This window comes from Methylorubrum thiocyanatum (assembly GCA_014138645.1).
Taxonomy (GTDB): domain Bacteria; phylum Pseudomonadota; class Alphaproteobacteria; order Rhizobiales; family Beijerinckiaceae; genus Methylobacterium; species Methylobacterium thiocyanatum.
In genome coordinates, this window is record JACJIB010000010.1 from 97,634 (window position 1) to 118,694 (window position 21,061).

The window sequence follows — 21,061 nt, forward strand, 5'->3', positions numbered from 1 at the left end:
ATGATGACCACCGGCTTCATCTCGAGCCTCAGCCTCTGGAACGCGCCGCGCACCGGCGCTGCGCGCCTCCAGACCGACCTCGCCACCGCGACCAAGGAGATCGCCACCGGCCGCTTCGCCGATGTCGGCGCGAGCCTGGGCGGCGGCGTGGTGGAATCCTTCGGCCTGCGGCGGCAGAGCGCCGTGCTCGCGGCGCTGACCCAGAGCAACACGGCGGCCTCCTTCCGGCTCGAAGCGACGCAGAGCGCGCTCAAGGAGATCCAGTCGGCCGCCGAGGCGACGCTCAACGAACTCACCGCGCTCCCCGCCGACCAGCGCGCGAAGACGGTGGCGGAAACCGCGCGCGGCCGCCTCGTGGCCCTGGCGGGTGCGCTCAACACCAGCGCGGGCGGTCAATTCGTGTTCGGCGGCACCGACAGCGGCACGGCACCGCTGACACCCTACGAGGGCAGCCCGCCCTCCGCGGCCAAGGCGGCCGTCGATGACGCCTTCACCGACTTCTTCGGCTTCGCGCCGGGCAGCGCGGCGGCCGCCGCGATCACTCCGACCGAGCTCAAGGGCTTCCTCGACGGGCCGCTCGCGGGCCTGTTCACCGAGGTGAACTGGAGCCGGACATGGTCGAGCGCGTCGAGCCGCACCATCGACAGCCAGATCTCGCTCACCGAAACCGCCACGACCTCGACGAGCGCCAATGCCGAGCCGTTCCGCAAGCTCGGAATGGCCTACGTCATCGCCTCGGGGCTCGGCCTGTCCGGCCTCTCGCCGGAGGCGCAGGAGGTGGCCACCGTCAAGGTCATGGACCTGCTGGGCCAAGTCAGCGGAGGCCTGACGACGCTGCGGGCCGATCTCGGCCGGACCCAGAGTCAGATCACGGACGCGAATGCGCGCATGGCCAAGCAGACCACGCTGCTGACCGGACAGATCCGCGATCTGGAGAGCGTCGATCCGGCGGAGGCCAAGGCCCGCGTCGATGCCATCACCACCCAGATGCAGATGTCCTACGGGCTGACGGCGCAGCTGCGCAGCCTCAGCCTGATCAACTTCATCTCCTGAACGCGCGCTTTTTCAGAACCGAGTACGGAGCGTCGGCCCCGATGTACCGCCTGTCCTATTCCGAGATCATGGAAGACGCGCCCGATCTCGGCCGCGAGCGCGAGCGCGAGGCCTTCGACCGGGCGCTCGGCCTGCTGCGAACCGCCGAGGCGCAGGGCGCCGGGGCGGGTGCGGAGCGCAACAGCGCCGTCGGTTCGATCCAGGAACTCTGGAACGTGCTGATCTCCGACCTGCTCGATCCCGAAAACGGTCTGCCCGAAGGCCTTCGCGCCGACCTCGTCGCCATCGGCCTGTGGAACATGCGCGAGGCCGGCGAGGTGCTGAGCACGCCCGAACGCAGCCTCTCGGCGCTGATCGAGGTCAACACCTCGATCCGCGACGGTCTGCGGTGAGGCGCCGGCCATGACGCGCGAGACCGGCCGCCCCCCCGCCCGCACGATGCATCTGAGCCTGAAGGCGGGCGAGCGCGTCTACATCAACGGCGCGGTGGTGCGCGTCGATCGCAAGGTCGCGCTCGAACTGATGAACGACGCGACCTTCCTACTGGAGGGTCACGTCCTCCAGGCGGAGGAGGCGACGACGCCCCTGCGCCAGCTCTACTTCGCGGCCCAGACCATCCTGATCGCCCCGGCCCAGGCCGGCCCGGCCCGGGCGCTCTACGCCCGGATCGAGGAGGGCATCCTCGCCGCCACGACCGAGCCGGCGATCCGCGACGGGCTGGCGGCGGCGCACGCCCTGGTCGAGGCCGGACGGGCCTTCGAGGCGCTGAAGCTCATCCGCAGCCTCTACCCGGCCGAGGCCGCCGTGCTCGGCCCCTCGACGCCCCTCCCCGACATGCCCCCCGCCGCTCTCGTGGCGCCCGGCCGGTCCGGCCCCCGCCGCCGGCCGCCGTTGCGCGCCCGGCCGGCCCCCTCCTCCGACAAGGCCTGACACCGATGGACGTCACCAGCACCGGCGCGACGAGCGGAACGAACACCGGCACCACCGCCGCGGCGGCGAAGGCGGCGACCTCGGTCGCCTCCAAGATGAACGCCGACACCTTCCTGCAATTGCTGATGGCTCAGCTTCAGAACCAGGATCCGACGAAGCCGATGGATTCGACGGAATATGTCGGCCAGCTCGCCTCGTTCTCGCAGGTCGAGCAGGCGACCAAGACCAACCAGAAGCTCGATTCGCTCCTGGCCTCCAGCTTCCTGAACCAGGCCGACGCGATCATCGGGCGGAGCATCACCTCGGCCGACGGCCTGACGACCGGCACGGTGCAGTCGGTGCGGGTGACCGGCGACGGGGTGATGGCCAAGCTCACCGACGGCCGCGAGATGCTGCTCGCCTCCGGCATCTCGATCAGCTAGAGCATCATCCCGAAAGGTGGTTTCCGGCTTTCGGAAAAAGGCGATGCAGAAACAAGACTTTAGCGCATCGTCCCGAAAGATGGCGGCCGGCTCTCGGACACAGATGATGCGCCCTTCGAAGACCCCGTCATGAACGAGGTCGACGCCCTCGAACTCGTCCGCTCGGCGATCTGGACGGTGCTGGTCGCCGCCGGCCCCTCGGTGGGCGCGGCGATGCTGGTCGGCATCGCGGTGGCGCTGCTCCAGGCGCTGACGCAGGTCCAGGAAGTGACGCTCACCTTCGTCCCGAAGATCGTCGCGATCCTGCTGGTGATGCTGGTGACCGGCACCTTCGTCGGCTCGCAGATCTACGCCTTCGCCGAGATGACCTACGGGCGGATCGCGACGGGGTTCTGACGGGGATGCGCCGAAGCGGGCGGGACCGGGCGGAGGAAGCTGTCGAGACTTGACCGCCCGGTCCCTCGCGAGAGCCTCGACCTTGGGAAGGACAAAAGCTTCGGCGATGAGGAGTTTAGCACTCCGCGCGGGCGACGGCAGCATCCGATACGAGGCCCTGCCATGCGAACGGTGACGGCAGGCTTCGAGAGTCACGGTTAAGAGCGGTTATCCGGCGCCGGCGGCGTCCGGCCATCCCCGCGCAAGCTTGCCGCGCCAAAACCGCCCGACCTTCAGGGAATCGGTTCACGTCATGGCGGTGAGCGAAGCGCTCGTCCTGGAAAAGCGGTCGCGGCGCGACTTCGGCTTCGCGGCCGGAATCGTCGCGATCCTGGCGGTCCTGTTCCTGCCGGTGCCGGCGGTGCTGATCGATGTCGGGCTCGCCTTCTCGATCGCGCTGTCGGTGCTGATCCTGATGGTGGCGCTCTGGATCCAGAAGCCCCTCGAATTCTCCGCCTTCCCCACCGTGCTCCTGATCGCGACGCTGCTGCGGCTCGCGCTCGGCATCGCCACGACGCGCCTGATCCTGGCCAATGGCCAGAAGGGCGTGGATGCCGCCGGCCACGTCATCCAGGGCTTCTCGCAGTTCGTAATGAGCGGCGATTTCGTGATCGGAATCGTCGTCTTCATGATCCTGATCACGGTCAACTTCCTCGTCATCACCAAGGGCGCGACCCGCATCGCCGAAGTCGGTGCCCGCTTCACCCTCGACGCCATCCCCGGCAAGCAGATGGCGATCGACGCCGACCTCAATGCCGGGCTGATCGACGACAAGGAGGCGCAGCGCCGCCGCCGCGAGCTGGAGGAGGAGAGCGCGTTCTTCGGCTCGATGGACGGCGCCTCGAAATTCGTGCGCGGCGAGGCGGTGGCCTCGCTCATCGTCATCGCCGTCAACGTGTTCGGCGGCGTCATCATCGGCACCACCCGCCACGGCATGCCGCTGGGTCAGGCCGCGGACGTCTTCGTCAAGCTGTCGGTGGGCGACGGCCTCGTCTCGCAGATCCCGGCGCTGATCGTCTCGCTCGCCGCGGGCCTCCTCGTCTCCAAGGGCGGCACCCGCGGCGCAGCGGAAGAGGCCGTGCTCGGCCAGCTCAGCGCCTATCCCCGCGCGCTGCTGGTCGCCGCGGCCCTGATGCTGATGTTCGCCATCGTACCGGGCCTGCCGTTCCTGCCCTTCGTCGCGCTCTCGGGCCTGATGGGCTTCGTCGCGATCACCATCCCGAAGCGCCGCGCGGCCCAGGCCGCCGCCGCGGCAGCCCAGGTGAAGCGCGAGGAGGAGACCAAGCAGGCCGAGGTCAAGGACTCGGTCAAGGAGCAGCTCCGCACCCCGGAGATCGAGCTGTGCCTCGGCCGGCAGGTCGCCGCGCAGATCCAGGGCAGCCACGCCGAGCTGCACCACCGGGTCGCCAAGATGCGCCGCAAGTTCGCGCGCCAGTACGGCTTCGTCGTGCCCGACATCAAGCTGACCGACAGTCTCAACCTGCCGCCCAAGACCTACCAGATCCGCATCCACGGCACGGTCGCCGCGACCCAGGAGATGCGGCCCGGCGAGCTGCTCGTCGTCGTCGGCGACGGGCCCCGCCCCGACGTCCCGGCCGAGGAGGTGCGCGAGCCGGCCTTCGGCATGAAGGCGCTGTGGATCGTCGATGCCTATGCCGGCGAGATCCGCCGTTCCGGCTTCGAGGCGATCGACGGCGCCTCGGTGCTGCTCACCCACCTGTCCGAGGTGATCCGCAACAACCTGCCCCAGTTCCTCTCCTACAAGGACATGCGGGCGCTGCTCGACCGGCTCGACCCCGAATACAAGCGGCTGATCGATGAGATCTGCCCCTCGCAGATCTCGCATTCCGGCCTCCAGGCGGTGCTGAAGCTCTTGCTCTCCGAGCGGGTCTCGATCCGCAACCTCCACCTGATCCTGGAGGCGGTGGCCGAGATCACTCCGCATGCCCGCCGGGCCGAACAGATCGCCGAGCACGTTCGCATGCGCGTCGCCCAGCAGATCTGCGGCGATCTCGCCGAGGACGGGGTGCTGCACGTGCTGCGGCTCGGGGCCAACTGGGACCTCACCTTCCACCAGAGCCTGAAGCGCGACGCCAAAGGCGAGGTCATCGAGTTCGACATCGATCCGCGCCTCGTGGAGCAGTTCGGCGCGGAAGCCGGCGAGGCGATCCGCGAGCGGATGCGGCAGGTGCACGGCTTCGCCCTCGTCACCGCCCCCGATGCCCGGCCCTATGTGCGGATGATCATCGAGCGCATCTTCCCGACACTCCCCGTCCTCTCGCATCTGGAGATCGCCCGCGGCGTCGAGATCAAGTCGCTGGGCACCATCTCGTGATCCCGGGCTTTGGCAGCCTGCTCGGCGGCGACGCCTTCCTCAGCGTCTTCCTGATCTTCTGCCGCATCGGCGGCTGCCTGCTGATCGTGCCGGGCTTCTCGAGCCCGCGCGTGCCGGCGCAGGTGCGCCTGCTGATCGCGGCTGGCGTCTCGCTGGCCGTCACGCCGCTGCTGCTGCCGCTGTTCCAGGGCCGGCTTCCGGGGCAGGCGCCGACCGAGACGCTCGTCTGGATCGCCAGCGAGTCGATCACCGGGCTCCTCATCGGCTTTCTCGGGCGCATCTTCGTCTTCGTGCTGGAGACGGTGATGAATGCGGTCTCGACCATGGTCGGGTTCGGCTCGATGCCGGGCACCCCGGTGGAGGGCACCGACGCGATCCCCGCCGTCGAGTCGCTCATCGTCTTCACGGCCGTCGCACTGATGTTCGCCGCCGACCTGCATTGGGAGCTGTTTCGCGGCCTCGTCGATTCCTATGCCCGCATCCCGCCGGGCGAGGGGTTCGGCACCCAGACGGCGCTGGTGCGCATCGCCGACCAGATCGGCGAGGCCTTCACCCTCGCCTTACGGATCGCCGCGCCCTTCATCATCTACGCTGTGGCGGTGAACCTCGCGGCGGGCTTCGTGAACAAGCTGACGCCGACGATTCCCGTCTACTTCATCGCCACGCCCTTCGTGATGTTCGGGGCGCTGATCCTGCTCTACACCCTGTCGAGCGAGTTCATGACGCAGTTCCTGTCGGGCTACGTCGCGTGGCTGCGCAAGGGCTGACCCGATTGTCCGCCGCCGACATCGCCAAGCGCCTGAAGCGCGCCGAGCGGCTTACCGCCGTACAGGAACAGATGCGCCGGGCCGCCGAGTGGCAGCTCGCCCAGACCCGGCGCGACGCCGACGCCGTCGAGGCGGACCGCGCCGCCCTGCTCGCGGCCGTCGGTGCCTCTGTGCACGGCCACCTGTTTCTGGAAGCCGCCAACCGCCGCCTGCGCGGGCTCGCCGCCCGGGCGACGGAACTCGAACGGATCGCCGCCTCGCAAGCCGACGAAGTGCGCGAGCAGGGGCTCGCGCAGAAGCGCGCCGAACTGAACGCGGAACGGATCGAGACGCTGCTCGGCCGCGAGCGCGAGCGCGTCGAGGCGATGGAGCAACTCGACGGACTCACGCGAGCGCGCGACGCAAGCCTCCCGTAAGCCAGCGGGTCTAGGGTTCCAGCGATTGTCAGCGGCGCCGCCGGTTCGCGCCGCGTCAGGTTCGATGGCGCGATGAGCATCACCCCCCCCTCCGACATCGTCATGGACGTGGCCCGCGCCGCCGATCCGGCCCGCTATCAGGAGGCCGCCTCCAAGCTGTCGCAGCCCGGTGATCCGGCGGCCTTCGCCAGCGCCGCCGACGAGGCCGCGCGCGAGGCGGGCCTGACCACGCATCTGCCGCTCGACGTCCACGGGGCGCTGACCGGCCTGAAGAACGACACCGCCCGCAACGCCGCCGCCGACCCCTACCGCAAGTTCGAGGGGCAGGTGATCCAGCAATTCGTCGAGGCGATGCTGCCCAAGGCCGAGACCGTGTTCGGCAAGGGCAATGCCGGCGGGATCTGGAAGTCGATGCTCTCCGAGCAGATCGGGCAGCAGATCGCCAAGACCGGCGGCATCGGCATCGCCCGCATGCTGAACGCCGCCCATCCCACCGAGGCGACGGCGGCCCCCGCCGCGACCGGCGTGGCGGGCAAGGTCTGATCGCCGATGCTGCTCGATTCCCTCAAGCGATTGGAAGCCACCGTCGAGGCCGAGACCGAGGCGCTCGCCGCCAACGCGCCTCTCGATCTCGACGCGGTCAACCGGGCCAAGAGCCGGAGCCTGCTCGAACTCACGCGGCTGGCCCGCGGCATCGATGCCGCGAACATCGACGCCGAGACCGGCATCGTGCTGGCCCGCCTGCGCGACAAGCTGATCCGCAATCAGGAGGCGGTCGCCCTGCATCTGCGGGCGGTGGAGGAGGTCGGCGAGACGCTTCAGGCGAGCCTGCAGGCCGCGGAGTCCGACGGCACCTATTCCGCGCGCCCGCCCGCGCAGTCCGGGCGCGCGTGAGCGATGCGCGTCCTCCTCTCGGGCCTGTGGATCTGCGCCGTCACCATCGCCTCCTGCTACGCGGCGGTGACCTTCGGCGGCGGGTTCTTCTCGAAATCGACCGAGCCCTATCTCGAAGGGCTGCAGTACCAGAAGCTCGCGCCCATCAACATTCCGATGGTCGCGGACGGCAAGGTGCAGGGCTACGTCATCGCGGTGCTGGTCTTCACGGCCGATGCCAAGCTGATGCACACGCTGCCCGTCGCCCCGAACGCCTTCGTGGTCGATGAGGCCTTCCGCCAGATCTACGGCGACACCACGATCGATTTCCGCAAGCTCGCCCGCTACGACATCAACGGCCGGCTCGCCCAGATCCGCGCCCGGGTGAACGAGCGTCTCGGCTCCGACGTGGTCAAGGATGTGCTGGTGGACGAACTGAACTTCGTCGCCAAGCGCGAAGTGCGCTCGTAGCTCCGCCGCGACCGAATGCTCTGCCTAGCCGTGGCGGCCATGTTGGAGCGGACGGCCGGCGCTCGCCGAGCCCGTCCAGGACCGGGTCGCGGAGGTCCTGAACCGGCTCGTTTCCGCCTGACCCGGCCGCTGCGGGACAGTCGCGGTTGCGCACTCTTAAAGGTCGATTCACGCCGAACTGTTTGACTCATCGTCAGAGTAAGTTCTGCGTAATCGAGTGCCATGTCCTTATCGGTCGCCGGCGCGCCGGACCTGTCCGGCCTCATCGAGCTCTCGCGCGACCCCGCGCTGGACCTGAAGCCCGTGATCCTGCGGGTGCAGACCGACCTTTTCCTGTCCGCTCCGGTCCACGACCGGGCGATCCTCCAGGCCTTCGAGTCCCTGGCCGCGGGCCTGATCCCGACTGTGGACGAGGAGACCCTGCGCATCGTCGCCGAAAAGCTCGACGGATGTCCCGACGTGCCGGCCGGCGTCCGCGCCGCGCTGGAGACCCGCGGCTTTCCCATCGCGCTGCCCCGCGAGCCGGAATCGGAAGCGGAGGCCGACCGGGCGCTTGCCGAGAATCCCGGGGCGCTGATCGGCACCCGCGTGCTGGAACGCCTGCTCGCCCGCGCCCGCACCGATGCGGACCTCGCCCGCACCCTGCTCGCCCGGCCCGAGATCCCGCCCGCCGACCTCGCGCCGCTCTGGCTCGCCGCCGAACCGGAGCAGCGCCGCGCGATCACCGAGGCCGTGGAGGCCACCGCCGCCCTGCGCCCCTGCCCGCCGGCGCCGCGCTCGCTCGCGACGCGCCTCGTCGAGCATTCCCATTCCCGCGACGTCCAGGCCTTCATCACCGCGCTCGGCGACGGGCTCGGCCTGCCGCCGAACTATCTCGGCGCCGCGAGCGATCCGGCCGCCCGCTACGACCTGCTGACGCTGGCTCTGCGCGCGGCCGATCTGCGCGAGGGCGAGGCGGTCTTCGTCTTCCTCACCCTCAACGACAGCGTGGCGCGCTCGGTCGAGCGGGTCTTTTCCCTCGTCACGCTGTTCCGCGAAACGAGCCGGGCCGCCGCCCGCGACCTGCTCTGCGCGATCCTCGGCGTACCGGTGATGGAGCGTGCCGGCGGCGAGCACCAGCCGCTGCACGGGCCCGAAGCCAAGCGCAGCACGCCGGCCGCCGCCGAGCGCGGCGGCTTCCGCACGGTGCTGCCCAGCCGCCTGCGCCGCACGAGCTGACGTTTCACGGCAAAAAACTACGCCGCCAGCGGCAGGCCGTGCCGCCCCTCGCGGTCGTCGATCTCGACGATCCAGAGATCGGAATCGAAGCGGATCTCCCGCGCGAGCCGCTCCTCGACATCCGGCGATGGGGCGGCGGTGAGGATCGCCGAGAACAGGCGCTCGCCGGAATCCTCCGCCTCGATCAGCGCTTGGGGTGCCGGACCGTAGAGGTCGGCGGTACCGTCGAGCCGATCGATCTTGACGAAGATCGCCCCCGCCTCCGGTGAACCCCGACGGCGTTGCACCGCCGGGATGCCCTCGCCGTTGAGGCGGCGCAGCTGGGCGGAGACCCAGAAATCCGAGCGAAGACGTGGCATGCGCGGTTCATAGGCGCCCGCCGCCGCCGCGTCGATGGCGCGGTGCTGTTGCGGTCGCTCTCCCAGCTCCCACGGCTGTCATTCCGGGGCCGCGCAGCGGAACCCGGAAGCAACCCGTGATGCGCGGCGAGAGCCCGGCGTCGCGGCCGGTCGTGGATTGCACGCCTCCGGCGCGCCCCTTCGGGTCCGGGTTCGCTTGTCAGAGCCCCGGAATGACGATCTTTCGGTGAGGGTAGCGACGCGATCGAACGGATGCCGCCTTACCCGCTCGCCTTGGCGGTCATCTCGCGGGTGAGCGCGCGGAGCGTCGGCCCGGCGGCCTCGCCCTTGACCGGCAGCTTGCGGTCGCGCTCGAACTTCTCGATCGCCGCCTTCGTGCCCGGTCCCATCAGGCCGTCATCCTTGAGCGGGCCGTAGCCGAGCTTGGTCAGAGCGCGCTGGACGCGGGTCACCGTCGGGTCCGGCTTCGGCCCCTCCGGCTTGACCGCCTCCGTCTTCGCTTCGGCCTTCGCGTCCTTGGGGGGCTTCGGGGTGACCGAAGCGGTGGTCTCGCCGGAGCGGATCATGTCGGCGATGGCGTCGCGGGGCGCGGGCGGCGCCTCCCGCACCGGCGCGGGCTTGGGCGCCGCTGCCGCCGTGCGGATCTCGCGGACCGGTTGCGGCGCGGGTGGCGCAGGCGATCGTGCGGCCACCGGCTTCGACTCGACGGTCGGCAGGATCGGCGCCGGATGCGGCCCGGCCTGGAAGCCCATGGCGTTCACGCAGACATAGACCGCCGCGCCGAGGCCGAGCAGCGTTCCGGACACGCCGCCGGGATAGCGCAGGCAGAACTGACCGGCCCCCGCCGCCGCGGAGAGGGCTGTCGCCCGCCAGCCCGAGGCGGCGGGTCCGCGCGCGGCCGGCTTGCGGCGCGGGGATCGGGCCGGGCTCCGCCCGGCGCGCATGTCACCGGGGACGACGATCTCGCGCTGGTCCCGTCTCACGGGCGGCTCGCGCATCGATTCGCTCCTTCACCTGTCTGTCGCGTCGCGTTCGGTCGCCTCATGAGGCGCGGCGCATCGGGGGGATCGTGGAGACCGGGGCGGGATCGAACAGGCCGACCGGCAGGCGGATCGGCTCGGGCGCCGGCTCCGGCACCACCGCGCCCCGCACCGACGTCCGGATCGGCGCCGGCTGGGCCGGTTCCGCGGCCGCCCCGTTGACACCGTTTCGACCGGCCTTCGCGGCGGCCTTGGCGCGGCTGCAGTCGAGCGGCAGGGTCACGGTCACCGCGGTGCCCTTCCCCGGCGCGCTCTCGACCGAGACAGCGCCGCCGTGCAGCCCGGCGAGGCCGCGCACCACCGAGAGGCCGAGTCCGGTGCCCTCGTGGCTGCGGCCGTAGCCGCCGCCGGCCTGGAAGAAGGGGTCGCCGAGCCGCGGCAGGTCGGCCTCGGTGATGCCGATGCCGTTGTCGCTCACCACCACGTCGAGATAGGCGCCGCCCCGGCGCACCATCACCTCCACCCGCCCGCCGCGGGGGGTGAACTTCACGGCGTTCGAGATCAGGTTGATCAGCATCTGGCGGCAGGCGCGGGCATCGGCCACGAGGGCACAGCCGGCCGGCACCGGGGCGCTCACCAGAGCGATCCCCGAGGCATCGGCCTTGAGCCGCATCAGGTCGCAGCAGCTGCGGATCAGCGCCTCGACATCGACCGGCTCCGGCTGGAAGTCGAAATGGCCGCCGCGGATGCGCGAGATGTCGAGCAGCGTGTTGACCACGTCCAGCAGGTGGCGCCCGGACTGGGCGATGATGCCGGCATATTCGCGGGAACGCTCCGGCGAGAGGCTCACCGCGCCCTCCCCCGACAGCACGTCCGAGAAGCCGATAATTGCGTTGAGCGGCGTGCGCAGCTCGTGGCTGACGGTGGCGAGGAAGTGGGTCTTCACCTCGTCGGCGCGCTCGGCCTCGGCGCGGGCGCGGTCGAGTTCCTGGGCGTGGCGGCGATGTTCGGACACGTCGCGGGTCACGGCGACGACGGTCGAGCCGTTGGCCCCGGCGAGCCCCGATTCGATCCGGTGCGCCCGCATCTCGGCGTAGATGGTGCGGCTGCCGTCGGCGCGCGGCGCGTCGAGATGCAGGCGGAAGGGCACCGTTGCCGGCATGCCGTGGGCGGCGACGTCGCTGATCGCCTGAAGCAGGGCCGGACGGTCGCCGATATGCACCCGGTCGAGCAGGCCGTGGCCGCGCAGCCGGCTCGCCTCGGCGCCGACGAAGCGGGCGGCCGAGCCGCTCGCCTCCAGCACGCGGCCGTTGGCGTCGTGCCACGTCACGAGGTCGTCGATGGCGGAGAGCAGCAGGCGGTCGCGGGCCTCGTTGTCCTGCATGCGCGCACGCCACTCGCCCTCGCGGCGCATGTGCTCCATCGCCTGCGCCGCGATGTGGCCGATGGCGGTCACGGCGAAGACCGGCATGACGACGGCGTTGGGCCAAGCCAGCGCGAGGCTTCCCACCGGCAGGTAGCCGCTCAGCGCCACCGCGAAGGCGCCGAGGACGGCGATGACGGAGGCCGCGATCGTCGCCCGGCGCGAGCCGGAGATCATCGCCTCCAGCGGCACCGCCACGAGCCAGATGGCGGCGGCCGAACTCGCGCCGCCGGTGAGCGCGGCGAGGCAGACGACGATGCCGGTCAGGCCGAGCGAGGACAGGGCGTGCGCGATCCAGAGCGAGCCGGTGCGCGACAGGATGACGGCGGCCACGAGCGGCAGGAACAGGCTCGCGATGGCGAGCGCTTCGATGCCGCTCGGAACGCCGCGCCAGACGAGGTAGGGCGGCAGGCCCGCCATCATCACCGCGCCGGTGGCGAGCCGCGAAATGAGAAAGCGCTCGTGGCGGAAGCGCACGCCCGGCTCGGCCAGCGCGGAGGCATGGACCAGCCCGGCGAGCCGGGAATCGAAGAGGGAGGCAAGGGCACCGTCTTTACGCAACACCACCACGCACAGCGCGAGTCCCCTCGAAAACGGGTGTCCCGCGCCCCTCGACTGCTCGTTACGATCTTCGAGGGAAACCGTCGCAGAGGCGGTTTAAGCGAGGATGAAAAGGGTCGCTCACTTGCCGCCGACCGGCGTGCCGCGCGGCCCCGGCCGGGGCGCCGATCCCCGTTCTTCACAGCACCGGGCGGCTGCCGGAACGGGGCCGCGCAGAGGGTAAACCGGGCGCCCGGAGCGCGGTCTTCCGCCGGACAAGGCTTCGTTCACCACGTCGACGTTTTGCCCGTCCCCGCTTCATCCGGCGGCGGCGCAACGGTGTCAGGATCAGGCGACCGAACCCCGCCGGCCGTGCCGGCCAAGCTGCGCCTTCCTGGAACCGGACCGATGTCGTTTCTCCTGCGCGCCGCTCTCGTGATCGGCGCCCTCTCCTACCTCGCGCTCCAGCGCCAGGGCGGGCTCGACCCGGCGCGGCCGCAGACCGCCGCAGCGGGTATCGGCACGGGGATCGAGACGGGGATCGGGGCGGGCCGGACGATGGGCGATGCGATGGATCGCCTGACCACCGGCGGCATCGGCGCGCTGGTGAACGCGCTGCCACCCGAGACCCGCGCGGAGATGGCACGGGCCGGGGCCGATGCCGTCGCGCGCCATGTCGCGGGACAGATCGCGCCGCCGCGTCCCTCGGTCGACACGCTCTCGGCGAGCGATCGACAGCCGCCCTGGCGGGGAGCCATATCGCACTGAGCGCGGTTCAGGCCTGAAGAGGCGATCCCCCGCAAGGGGCAGGCGCTGTCGGAGGGCGCGACGATGTTCGGCTTCGGGAACGAGTACGAGGGCCTGGCCTTCTGGCTGCCGCTGGTCTGGGCCGGGCTGCTGGCGCTCGCGGTGGCGATGTACGTCGTCATCGACGGGTTCGATCTCGGCGTCGGCATCCTGTTCACCGCCGCGCGGCCCGGCAACTGGCGCGACCGGATGATGCTCTCGGTGGCGCCGATCTGGGACGGCAACGAGACGTGGCTCGTCCTCGGCGGCGGCGGATTGTTCGCGGTGTTCTCGGTCGCCTACGCGATCCTGCTGCCGGCGCTCTACCTGCCGATCATCCTGATGCTGATCGCGCTGATCTTCCGGGGCGTCGCCTTCGAGTTCCGCTTCAAGGCCGAACGTTCGCAGGTGGTGTGGGACAATGCGTTCCACTACGGCTCGCTCACCGCCACCTTCGCGCAGGGCATGGTGCTCGGCGCCTTCGTCCAGGGCTTCCAGACCGAGGGCCGGGGCTTTGCCGGCGGCACGTTCGACTGGCTCACGCCCTTCAGCGTGATGACCGGGATCGGCCTCGTCTGCGGCTACGGGCTGCTCGGCGCCACGTGGTGCGTGATGAAGACCTCCGGCGAGTTGGAGATCTGGTCGCGGATCAAGGCCAAGCAGTTCCTGATCGGCACCGTCATCTCGATGGCGATCGTCAGCGCCTGGGTGCCGTTCCTCGGCCTGCACATCCAGTGGCGCTGGTTCTCCTGGCCGAACGTGCTGTTCGTGGCCCCCGTGCCGTTGCTGACCGCCTTCGTCTGCTGGCGGATCTGGAAGGCGATCGAGGACGGGCGCGAGGTCGCCCCCTTCCTGCTCTCGATCGCCCTGTTCCTGCTCGGCTTTCTCGGCCTGGCGATCAGCCTGTTCCCCTATATCGTGCCGCCCAAGCTCACGATCTGGCAGGCCGCCAACGCGACCTCGGCGCTGCAATTCGCCCTCGTCGGCTACTCGGTCGTGATGCCGCTGACGCTGGCCTACACGGCCTACGCCTACTGGGTCTTCCGGGGGAAGATCGAGGAGAACCCGAACGCGGCGAGCTATCATTGAGCCTCCGGCGCATCCTCTGGTTCGTCGCCCTCTACGGCCTGAGCCTCGTCGCCTTCACGGCGCTCGTATACTTCATCCGTGCCATCGCGCGGTGAGGCGGGCACCCCTCGGAGGCAGAGCGGGAGGCCGGTTCGAAGCCCGAGCGGCCGCGACATCCCCGGCGTGTCTCCGGGGTCACCGCCAGCGTCCATCGTCATCCCTCCCCCTTCGCGCGCGTAGCCTTGCCGCCCCCCGCTCCGCTAAGGTCGGCGCCGTGACGGGTGATGTCGGGCGGGTGGCGAACGGTTCGCGATGACGGCGCAGGGACCGGACAGGCCGGGCGAGGACGGGACCGAGACCCGGGCCGCGGCGCGCGAGGCCGCGCGGGCGGCCGCCCTGCTCGCGCGCCAGCTCGGCCGCCTCGCCGGGAGCGCGGGCCGCAGCGTCTGGCGCAGCGGAACCGCCGCCGCAAGAGGCGCCGCGCGGGAGGCCGCGCCGGTCCTCGCCCGAACGCGCACCCGCCTGCGCGCGACGGGACACCGGGATGCCGCCGCAGCCCCGGTCGCCGAGACGGTCCCGCAGGCGCCGCGCCGCTCGACCCGCCTGTCCCGCCGGCCCTGGCTCCTCGGGCTCGCCGTCCTCGTCGGCCTGCCGCTGGTGATCCTGGCCGGCTATGTCTTCGCCGCCTTCGCCACCCTGCCGCCGCTGGGCGGAGCCGCGCCGGAGGCGGGCCAGCGCGCGCTCGTGGTGGAGGCCGAGAGCGGCCGATCCTTTGCCACCCGCGGCGCCTTCCAGGGCGAGCGGCTCACCGAGAAGACCCTGCCGCCCCGCCTCGCCCAGGCGATCGTCGCGATCGAGGACCGGCGCTTCTACAGCCACTGGGGAATCGACCTGCGCGGCATGGCGCGGGCCGTCTGGCGCAATGCCACCGGCGGCGGCGTGCGCGAGGGCGGATCGACCATCACCCAGCAATATGCCCGGCTCACCTCGCTCACCCAGGAGAAGACGCTCAAGCGCAAGATCCAGGAGGCGTTCCTGGCCCTGCGCCTGGAGAGCACCCTGTCGAAGCCCGAAATCCTCGTCGGCTATCTCAACACCGCCTATTTCGGCGCCGGCGCCTATGGGGCGGATGCGGCGGCCCGGCGCTATTTCGGTCACGGGGCCGAGGGGCTGACCCTGCCGGAGGCGGCGATGCTCGCCGGCCTCGTGCGCGCCCCTTCGCAACTCGCCCCGACCCGCAATTTCGGCGGCGCCAAGGAGCGGGCCGACCTCGTGCTTCAGGCCATGGTCGAGACCGGCGCGATCAGCCAAGCCGAGGCCGATAAGGCGCGGGCGGCGAAGCTGACGCTCCACACTCCGTCCGAGACGCCGCCGGGCACCAACTACTTCCTCGACGCGCTCCAGGGCGAGGTGAAGCGGCTGACCGAGGCGGCCGGCGACGTCACCGTGCGCTCGACGCTCAACCTCGAGCTCCAGAGCCTCGCCGAGGGCGTGCTCGCCCGCCGCCTCGACGCGGAGGGCGGAAAGAAGAAGGTCGGCCAGGGCGCGCTGGTGGCGCTCGCTCCGGACGGAGCGATCCTCGCCATGGTGGGCGGGCGCGACTACGAGGACAGCCAGTTCAACCGGGCGATCCAGGCCAAGCGGCAGGCCGGCTCGCTGTTCAAGCTGTTCGTGTACCTCGCTGCCTACGGCAAGGGATTCACCCCCGACAGCGTGCTCGTCGATCGCCCGACCCAGATCGGCGAGTGGGAGCCGCAGAACGCCAACAACCGCTTTCGCGGGGCACTGCCCCTGCGCTCGGCCTTCGCGCTCTCGGTCAACACCATCGCCGCCCAGCTCGGCGAAGAGGTCGGGATCGCGTCCGTCATCGCCGAAGCGCGCCGCCTCGGGGTGCAATCGGACCTACCGGAGGTGCCGAGCCTCGCGCTCGGCTCGGCCGACGTCTCGCTCCTCGAGATGACCCGCGCCTTTGCCGGCGTGCTCGGCCCCGGCGTGCCGGTGGAGCCCTACCTCGTCCGCACGATCCGCGGGAGCGGCCCGCAACCCCTCTACCAGCGCCCCGCGCCGAAGGCCGGGTCACCGATGGATTCGCAGGTCCAGTCGATGATGCTCGACTCGCTCCAGGCGGTGGTCGAATCCGGCACCGGCAAGGCGGCGCGGGTCGGCGGCCTTGCGGTCGGCGGCAAGACCGGCACCAGCCAGGATTTCCGCGATGCGTGGTTCATCGGGCTGACGCCGGACATGATCGTCGGCGTGTGGGTCGGCAACGACGACAACGCGCCGATGAACAAGGTGACCGGCGGCGACATTCCGGCTCGCGTCTTCCACGACTTCGTCGAGCGGGCGCAGAAGGTGCTGAAGGGCCGCAAGCGCCCCGCGCCGTCCGCCGCGCGGGCGGAGCCGGTCCCGGCAAGCGCCGTGGCGCCCGCGCCGAGCCCGGCCACGGGCGAGGTGCGCGGCGTGCCCGAGGTCGTCGATACCGGCACGCTGACGATCCGCGGACGCACGGTGCACCTGCTCGGCGTCGTCGGCGAGGGCGGCGCACTCGCCCGCCAGCTCGCGCGCTACCTGCGCCGCCGCGAGGTCGTCTGCTCGGGCGAGCCCGCGGGACTCCGCTGCCGGCTGGATGGCGACGACCTCGCCGCCCTGATCGTCACGGCCGGCGGCGCGCGGGCGAGCGAGGACGCACCGTCCGACCTGATCGAGGCCGAGGATCAGGCCCGGGCCGAGCGCGCGGGCTTGTGGCAACGGGAGCGGTGAGACGGGGCGTGCGTTGCGGTGATCGGCCCCCGCGCGCTCACGGCTCGGGCACGGCCTGAAGCTCCGCCGTGCTGGCCAGGATCGTCTCCTTCAACGCCGTCGCGATCGGATGCTGATGGCCTGAGCCGAGCACGACGAACTCGACCTCGCCGATTGCAGGCAGCCCGGCCGATTTCGGGATCGGTGCCAGTCCCGGCGGCATGACCCTGGCCGAGTGCGGCGCGAAGCCCAGACCCGCTTCGACGGCGGCGCGCAGCCCCATCAGGCTGCCGCTGGTGCAGGCGATCCGCCAGGAGCGCCCGGCCGCTTCGAGCGCATCGAGCGCCAGCGCGCGCGTCATCGAGGGCGGCGGATAGAGGATCAGGGGCACCGGCAGCGCCGGATCGGGGAGCGAGCCGGGGCGGCCGGCCCAGATCAGTTCCTCCGCCCAGGCCAACTCGCCGCGCGGATCGCCGCGTCGGCGCTTGCAGAAGATCACGTCGAGTTCGCCCGCATCGTAGCCCTGGTAGAGGGTCCGGCTGAGCCCGACCGTCAACTGTAGGTCCACGGAGGGATGGCGATCCGCGAAACGCGCGAGCACCTGGGCCAGGGCCGACAGGGTGTAGTCTTCGGAGACGCCGAGGCGGATGCGACCGCGCAGGCCGCTCGGCGAGAAGAAGGCGCGAAGCCGGTCGTGCGCCTCCAACAGGTCGCGGGCGAAGCCGATCATGGCTTGGCCGTCCGGCGTCGCGGCGACCCGGTGCGTGTCCCGCATGAGGAGGGGGCGGTCCAGCGCCTGTTCGAGCCGCGCGATGTGCCCGCTGACCGTGGATTGCCGCACGCCCAGCACCCCCGCGGCGGCCGTGAAGCTGCCGCTGTCGAGGACGGCCAGGAAGGAGCGGATCTGATCGAGGTTCAGGTTGCTCATCATGATTCGTGATAGCCGATATCCCTACCGGCCAGGAGCCCGGCGGGCATAGGATCGCGGCCGACCCAGACCTTCCGCCCAGCGCGAAGCCTCGCCGATGACTGCACCCGTTGCCATCACCATGATCTTCATCGGCGGCTTCGTCGCAATCCCGGCCCTCGGCCGATGGGCTCTTCAAATCACCGAGGCCCTCGCGTTCCTCCTGGCGACCGTCGTCGTCGTCACCATCATCCTGTTCCTCTGCAATCGTTGGCCGGAATACTATGCCAACCCGCGAGCCCCGGTCGTCGTCACGGATCCACCTCTCGACGATTAGCCGATCGCGCCGCCCTCATCGTTTGCCAACCAGGGACAGTCTGGTGAAGCCGCAGATCACGCGTGGCGGCACATCCGCCGCAACCGGCCTCGCCTTCGTCGCCGGCTTCGTCGATGCCGCCGCCTTCATCGCGTTGACGGGCCTGTTCACGGCGCACATCACCGGCAACTTCGTTCTCATCGGTGCCGAGTTGGTCGCGCGTTCGAGCGGCGTGATGGCGAAACTCCTGGCGCTGCCGGTCTTCGTGGGTGCGGTGGCGGGCGCACGCATCCTCGCGTTGCTCCTGGAGCGGCGCGACGGCGATCCGCTGCCCTGGCTGCTCGCCGTCGAGGCGGGCCTGCTCGCGGGTTTCGGCCTCTGCGGGATCCTGTGGTCGCCGCTGGTCGCGCCCGACGGCGTCCCGGCCCTGACCGTCGGCATGCTCGCCGTCGCGGCCATGGGGGTGCAGAACGCGATCGGCCGTCTCTCGCTGGGCCATCTCGCTCCGACCACGGTGATGACCGTGAGCGTGAGCCAAGCCGTCATCGACGCGACGGACCTCGCCCTGCGGACCTCCGGAGATCCGGCTCAGACCCGCGCGCGGTTTCTGCGCGTCCTGCCGGCCATCGCCGCCTTCGCCGCGGGCGCCCTCTGCGGAGCGTTCGGGATCGCTTATCTGGCCTTCGGCTGCGTCGCGCTGCCGATCCTGATCCTGGTCGGCTTGATCGTCCTCGCGACGACGCCGACGGGAGCGGACGCCACGACCGCGGCTGCGCCCGCGCCATCGCGCAAGGACGGATTGCCGGGAACGGCGCGCGGCCTCGCCTCCGCGCCCGAGCGGTGAGGCAAGCGCGGCCGCCCGATCAGGCGCGGTCTCGGCACGGCCTATCGGAACGGCGGCTCGTCGAAGCTCCTGAGCTTCCTCGAATGCAGGCCCGCCCGGTCGGCGCGCAGCGCGTCGAGGGTGGCAAGCCCGATCTGCAGGTGCTCGGCCACCGCCCGCTCGTAGAAGGCATTGGCCGCGCCCGGCAGCTTGATCTCACCGTGCAGCGGCTTGTCGGAGACGCAGAGCAGGGTGCCGTAGGGAACGCGAAGGCGAAACCCCTGCGCCGCGATGGTGCCGCTCTCCATGTCGACGGCGATCGCCCGCGAGAGGTTGATGCGCCGCCGTTCCTGGCTGAAGCGGAGTTCCCAGTTGCGGTCGTCGTAGGTCACGACCGTTCCGGTGCGCAGGCGGCGCTTGAGCGCCTCCGCCCGCTCGCCGGTGACGGCGGCCGCCGCCGATTGCAGCGCGATCTGCACCTCGGCGAGCGCGGGCACCGGAATCTCCGGCGGCACGAGGTCGTCGAGGATGCGGTCGCGGCGCAGATACCCGTGGGCGAGCACGTAGTCGCCGATGGTCTGCGACTGGCGCAGGCCGCCGCAATGGCCGACCATCAGCCAGCAATGCGGGCGCAGGACCGCGAGATGGTCGGTGATCGTCTTCGCGTTGGAGGGGCCGACGCCGATATTGACCAGCGTCGTCCCCTGCGGCGCCCCGTCGGGGCCGCGGCCGACGAGGTGGTAGGCCGGCATCTGGGACTTGTGCCAGGGCGAGGCGGCGATCAGCGCCGCCGGGTCGGCCGAGGCCGCCTCGGAGCGCTCGACCACGACCCCGCCGGGCAGGACCAACCGCTCGCCCTCTCCCGCCGCCAGACGCTCCAGCCCGTAGCGGACGAAGCCATCGACGTAGCGGTGGTAATTGGTGAGCAGGATCCAGGGCTGGATCTCGCGCCAGTCGGAACCGGTGTAGTGGACGAGCCGGCGTAGGGAGTAGTCGGTGCGCACGCCGTCGAACAGGGCGAGCGGGCGCGGATCGCCGGGATTCTCCAGCCACAGTCCGTCGGCCACCTCGTCGCCGACGACGGAGAGCAGCGGCACCGGAAACAGGCTGGCGAGATCGCTGGCGCTGACCCCGCTGCCGCCGAGATCGGTGCCGGGCTCGACGATGTAGGGATAGGGAATCTCCTGCGCCGAGAGGCCCACCTCGATGCCGGCGCCGTAATCGCGCACGAGCGGCCGCAACTGCTCCAGCAGGTAGGGCCGGAAGTAGCCCGGCTGCGTCACCGTCGTGGCGTAGAGCCCCGGCGCCTGGAACTTGGCGGTGGCCCGGTTGAGCCGCGGCAGCGGCCCCTTGGGCTGGTAGGTCAGGCGCAGTTCGGGATAGCGGAACTGGAGCCGCTCGGTCGCGTCCGGCGGGATGCGGTGTTCGAGGTAGCGCGCCAGGGCCGCTTGGAGCGCCTGGGTCGCGCCCGCGTGCAACGCTTCGAGCCGATCCACGGCCGTCTCCGCGTCGGCAACGGCCTCCATCGGCCGCAACTCGTCGATGACCATGCACCCTCCCCGCTCACCCTGCGGTGTCTACACTGCCCGAGGCAGCGAGACGAGCGATCGGCTTGCAAGGGGCCTGCCTGCCTTGCGGCGGCCTCGCGGCGCGGCGACAAGGCAGGGTCACGCAGGAAGGGAAGCGAGGGCGGATGAACGAGGATGTCGAGCGGCGCCCCGGCGAGGAGGCGATCCCGCTGCCCGCCGCTTACGATGCCGGCCTCTACTTCATCGGCCGGGTGCGCACGCCCTGGAAGGCCCGCGCCGAGTGCCCGAAGAACGGCACGCAGACGGATGCGATCTGCACCCTCGAAGTCGATGCCCGCTACCAAGCCGCGCTGCAGAACCTGGAGGGCGCCACCCACCTGATCGTGCTCTACTGGATGGACCGAGCCGCCCGCGACCTCGTACGCCAGCAGCCGCGCCACGCCGAGGGCAGCCGCGGCACCTTCTCGCTGCGCTCGCCCGCGCGGCCGAATCCCATCGCCCTTTCCGTGGTCGAGCGGCTTGCCATCGCCGACGGCACCGTCCGCGTGCGCGGGCTCGACTGCATCGACGGCACGCCGCTCCTCGACATCAAGCCCTACTACGCTTCCACCGACAGCCGGCCCGAGGCACGGGTCGACCGCGCAGGCACGGCAAAGGCGGAGGCCTGATCG

23 protein-coding genes are annotated in these 21,061 nt (G+C 71.0%); 18 read left to right on the top strand and 5 right to left on the bottom strand.

Going from position 1 to position 21,061, the window contains the following annotated elements:
• The 12 genes from HNR51_RS23770 (at window position 1) to HNR51_RS23825 (ending at window position 8,920) form a co-directional block, all read left to right on the top strand.
• Window positions 1-1,053 (top strand): flagellar hook-associated family protein, encoded by a 1,053-nt coding sequence (locus tag HNR51_RS23770; protein WP_182556574.1) that lies wholly within the window; start codon window positions 1-3, stop codon window positions 1,051-1,053.
• Between the two features lie 41 nt (window positions 1,054-1,094).
• Window positions 1,095-1,445: a flagellar biosynthesis regulator FlaF gene (gene flaF / locus HNR51_RS23775; protein ID WP_012452594.1), complete on the top strand. Its 351-nt coding sequence runs from the start codon at window positions 1,095-1,097 to the stop codon at window positions 1,443-1,445.
• 46 nt (window positions 1,446-1,491) lie between these two features.
• Window positions 1,492-1,983, top strand: coding sequence for a flagellar biosynthesis repressor FlbT (gene flbT, locus HNR51_RS23780; protein WP_373325212.1), 492 nt, complete (start codon window positions 1,492-1,494; stop codon window positions 1,981-1,983).
• A 5-nt stretch (window positions 1,984-1,988) separates the two neighbouring features.
• Window positions 1,989-2,405 (top strand): flagellar hook assembly protein FlgD, encoded by a 417-nt coding sequence (gene flgD, locus HNR51_RS23785; protein WP_141950311.1) that lies wholly within the window; start codon window positions 1,989-1,991, stop codon window positions 2,403-2,405.
• A gap of 129 nt (window positions 2,406-2,534) precedes the next feature.
• Window positions 2,535-2,801 (top strand): flagellar biosynthetic protein FliQ, encoded by a 267-nt coding sequence (locus tag HNR51_RS23790; RefSeq protein WP_012452597.1) that lies wholly within the window; start codon window positions 2,535-2,537, stop codon window positions 2,799-2,801.
• A gap of 292 nt (window positions 2,802-3,093) precedes the next feature.
• On the top strand, window positions 3,094-5,175 hold the full coding sequence (flhA, locus tag HNR51_RS23795; RefSeq protein WP_012452598.1) for a flagellar biosynthesis protein FlhA: 2,082 nt from the start codon (window positions 3,094-3,096) through the stop codon (window positions 5,173-5,175).
• On the top strand, window positions 5,172-5,942 hold the full coding sequence (gene fliR, locus HNR51_RS23800) for a flagellar biosynthesis protein FliR (RefSeq protein ID WP_182556576.1): 771 nt from the start codon (window positions 5,172-5,174) through the stop codon (window positions 5,940-5,942). Before flhA ends, fliR begins: the two co-directional genes overlap by 4 nt.
• Window positions 5,924-6,358 carry a hypothetical protein gene (locus tag HNR51_RS23805; protein WP_239681548.1) on the top strand — a complete coding sequence of 145 codons (435 nt, stop codon included), beginning with the start codon at window positions 5,924-5,926 and terminating at the stop codon, window positions 6,356-6,358. Before fliR ends, HNR51_RS23805 begins: the two co-directional genes overlap by 19 nt.
• 72 nt (window positions 6,359-6,430) lie before the next feature.
• Window positions 6,431-6,901 carry a rod-binding protein gene (locus HNR51_RS23810; protein ID WP_182556577.1) on the top strand — a complete coding sequence of 157 codons (471 nt, stop codon included), beginning with the start codon at window positions 6,431-6,433 and terminating at the stop codon, window positions 6,899-6,901.
• A 6-nt stretch (window positions 6,902-6,907) separates the two neighbouring features.
• The gene (locus tag HNR51_RS23815) at window positions 6,908-7,252 is read left to right on the top strand and encodes a flagellar protein FlgN (RefSeq protein ID WP_152275825.1); all 345 of its coding nucleotides are present in this window, start codon (window positions 6,908-6,910) and stop codon (window positions 7,250-7,252) included.
• Window positions 7,253-7,255: 3 nt separating this feature from the next.
• Window positions 7,256-7,702 carry a hypothetical protein gene (locus HNR51_RS23820; protein WP_012452603.1) on the top strand — a complete coding sequence of 149 codons (447 nt, stop codon included), beginning with the start codon at window positions 7,256-7,258 and terminating at the stop codon, window positions 7,700-7,702.
• A gap of 222 nt (window positions 7,703-7,924) precedes the next feature.
• Window positions 7,925-8,920, top strand: coding sequence for a hypothetical protein (locus tag HNR51_RS23825; protein ID WP_182556578.1), 996 nt, complete (start codon window positions 7,925-7,927; stop codon window positions 8,918-8,920).
• A 17-nt stretch (window positions 8,921-8,937) separates the two neighbouring features.
• Here HNR51_RS23825 and HNR51_RS23830 read toward each other — a convergent pair whose 3' ends face one another.
• The 3 genes from HNR51_RS23830 to HNR51_RS23840 all read right to left on the bottom strand — a co-directional run bounded on the left by HNR51_RS23830 (window position 8,938) and on the right by HNR51_RS23840 (window position 12,252).
• Entirely contained in the window at window positions 8,938-9,279 is a 342-nt protein-coding gene (locus HNR51_RS23830) for a DUF1491 family protein (RefSeq protein ID WP_012452605.1), read from the bottom strand.
• Between the two features lie 260 nt (window positions 9,280-9,539).
• On the bottom strand, window positions 9,540-10,277 hold the full coding sequence (locus HNR51_RS23835) for a peptidoglycan-binding domain-containing protein (RefSeq protein ID WP_182556579.1): 738 nt from the start codon (window positions 10,275-10,277) through the stop codon (window positions 9,540-9,542).
• A gap of 43 nt (window positions 10,278-10,320) precedes the next feature.
• The gene (locus HNR51_RS23840; RefSeq protein ID WP_182556580.1) at window positions 10,321-12,252 is read right to left on the bottom strand and encodes a PAS domain-containing sensor histidine kinase; all 1,932 of its coding nucleotides are present in this window, start codon (window positions 12,250-12,252) and stop codon (window positions 10,321-10,323) included.
• A gap of 378 nt (window positions 12,253-12,630) precedes the next feature.
• Between HNR51_RS23840 and HNR51_RS23845 the strand changes: the two genes are divergently transcribed.
• The 3 genes from HNR51_RS23845 to HNR51_RS23855 all read left to right on the top strand — a co-directional run bounded on the left by HNR51_RS23845 (window position 12,631) and on the right by HNR51_RS23855 (window position 16,836).
• The gene (locus tag HNR51_RS23845) at window positions 12,631-12,990 is read left to right on the top strand and encodes a hypothetical protein (RefSeq protein WP_182556581.1); all 360 of its coding nucleotides are present in this window, start codon (window positions 12,631-12,633) and stop codon (window positions 12,988-12,990) included.
• Between the two features lie 63 nt (window positions 12,991-13,053).
• Complete coding sequence (gene cydB, locus HNR51_RS23850; RefSeq protein ID WP_012452609.1) at window positions 13,054-14,097, top strand: cytochrome d ubiquinol oxidase subunit II; 1,044 nt, start codon at window positions 13,054-13,056, stop codon at window positions 14,095-14,097.
• 291 nt (window positions 14,098-14,388) lie between these two features.
• Window positions 14,389-16,836: a PBP1A family penicillin-binding protein gene (locus tag HNR51_RS23855; protein ID WP_182556582.1), complete on the top strand. Its 2,448-nt coding sequence runs from the start codon at window positions 14,389-14,391 to the stop codon at window positions 16,834-16,836.
• A 37-nt stretch (window positions 16,837-16,873) separates the two neighbouring features.
• Here HNR51_RS23855 and HNR51_RS23860 read toward each other — a convergent pair whose 3' ends face one another.
• Window positions 16,874-17,743 (bottom strand): LysR family transcriptional regulator, encoded by an 870-nt coding sequence (locus HNR51_RS23860; protein WP_182556583.1) that lies wholly within the window; start codon window positions 17,741-17,743, stop codon window positions 16,874-16,876.
• A 97-nt stretch (window positions 17,744-17,840) separates the two neighbouring features.
• Here HNR51_RS23860 and HNR51_RS23865 point away from each other — a divergent pair, with 97 nt between their 5' ends.
• Both HNR51_RS23865 and HNR51_RS23870 read left to right on the top strand, forming a co-directional pair.
• Entirely contained in the window at window positions 17,841-18,059 is a 219-nt protein-coding gene (locus HNR51_RS23865; protein WP_141950321.1) for a hypothetical protein, read from the top strand.
• Window positions 18,060-18,102: 43 nt separating this feature from the next.
• Entirely contained in the window at window positions 18,103-18,882 is a 780-nt protein-coding gene (locus HNR51_RS23870) for a YoaK family protein (RefSeq protein ID WP_012452614.1), read from the top strand.
• 41 nt (window positions 18,883-18,923) lie between these two features.
• Here the strand turns inward: HNR51_RS23870 and HNR51_RS23875 are convergent, their stop codons facing one another.
• On the bottom strand, window positions 18,924-20,411 hold the full coding sequence (locus tag HNR51_RS23875) for an AMP nucleosidase (RefSeq protein ID WP_012452615.1): 1,488 nt from the start codon (window positions 20,409-20,411) through the stop codon (window positions 18,924-18,926).
• A 143-nt stretch (window positions 20,412-20,554) separates the two neighbouring features.
• On the opposite strand from HNR51_RS23875, the gene tsaA reads away from it, so the two are divergent.
• Window positions 20,555-21,058, top strand: coding sequence for a tRNA (N6-threonylcarbamoyladenosine(37)-N6)-methyltransferase TrmO (gene tsaA / locus HNR51_RS23880; protein ID WP_182556584.1), 504 nt, complete (start codon window positions 20,555-20,557; stop codon window positions 21,056-21,058).
• Window positions 21,059-21,061: the final 3 nt, after the last annotated feature.

Coding starts and splice junctions, on each gene's coding strand:
- HNR51_RS23860 (WP_182556583.1), bottom strand. CDS start 17,743: ATGAGCAACCTGAACCTCGATCAGATCCGCTCCTTCCTGGCCGTCCTC.
- flaF (WP_012452594.1), top strand. CDS start 1,095: ATGTACCGCCTGTCCTATTCCGAGATCATGGAAGACGCGCCCGATCTC.
- HNR51_RS23825 (WP_182556578.1), top strand. CDS start 7,925: ATGTCCTTATCGGTCGCCGGCGCGCCGGACCTGTCCGGCCTCATCGAG.
- HNR51_RS23830 (WP_012452605.1), bottom strand. CDS start 9,279: ATGCCACGTCTTCGCTCGGATTTCTGGGTCTCCGCCCAGCTGCGCCGC.
- tsaA (WP_182556584.1), top strand. CDS start 20,555: ATGAACGAGGATGTCGAGCGGCGCCCCGGCGAGGAGGCGATCCCGCTG.
- flgD (WP_141950311.1), top strand. CDS start 1,989: ATGGACGTCACCAGCACCGGCGCGACGAGCGGAACGAACACCGGCACC.
- HNR51_RS23820 (WP_012452603.1), top strand. CDS start 7,256: ATGCGCGTCCTCCTCTCGGGCCTGTGGATCTGCGCCGTCACCATCGCC.
- flhA (WP_012452598.1), top strand. CDS start 3,094: ATGGCGGTGAGCGAAGCGCTCGTCCTGGAAAAGCGGTCGCGGCGCGAC.
- HNR51_RS23855 (WP_182556582.1), top strand. CDS start 14,389: ATGACGGCGCAGGGACCGGACAGGCCGGGCGAGGACGGGACCGAGACC.
- HNR51_RS23810 (WP_182556577.1), top strand. CDS start 6,431: ATGAGCATCACCCCCCCCTCCGACATCGTCATGGACGTGGCCCGCGCC.
- HNR51_RS23845 (WP_182556581.1), top strand. CDS start 12,631: ATGTCGTTTCTCCTGCGCGCCGCTCTCGTGATCGGCGCCCTCTCCTAC.
- HNR51_RS23875 (WP_012452615.1), bottom strand. CDS start 20,411: ATGGTCATCGACGAGTTGCGGCCGATGGAGGCCGTTGCCGACGCGGAG.
- cydB (WP_012452609.1), top strand. CDS start 13,054: ATGTTCGGCTTCGGGAACGAGTACGAGGGCCTGGCCTTCTGGCTGCCG.
- HNR51_RS23815 (WP_152275825.1), top strand. CDS start 6,908: ATGCTGCTCGATTCCCTCAAGCGATTGGAAGCCACCGTCGAGGCCGAG.
- HNR51_RS23835 (WP_182556579.1), bottom strand. CDS start 10,277: ATGCGCGAGCCGCCCGTGAGACGGGACCAGCGCGAGATCGTCGTCCCC.
- HNR51_RS23865 (WP_141950321.1), top strand. CDS start 17,841: ATGACTGCACCCGTTGCCATCACCATGATCTTCATCGGCGGCTTCGTC.
- HNR51_RS23790 (WP_012452597.1), top strand. CDS start 2,535: ATGAACGAGGTCGACGCCCTCGAACTCGTCCGCTCGGCGATCTGGACG.
- flbT (WP_373325212.1), top strand. CDS start 1,492: ATGCATCTGAGCCTGAAGGCGGGCGAGCGCGTCTACATCAACGGCGCG.
- HNR51_RS23770 (WP_182556574.1), top strand. CDS start 1: ATGATGACCACCGGCTTCATCTCGAGCCTCAGCCTCTGGAACGCGCCG.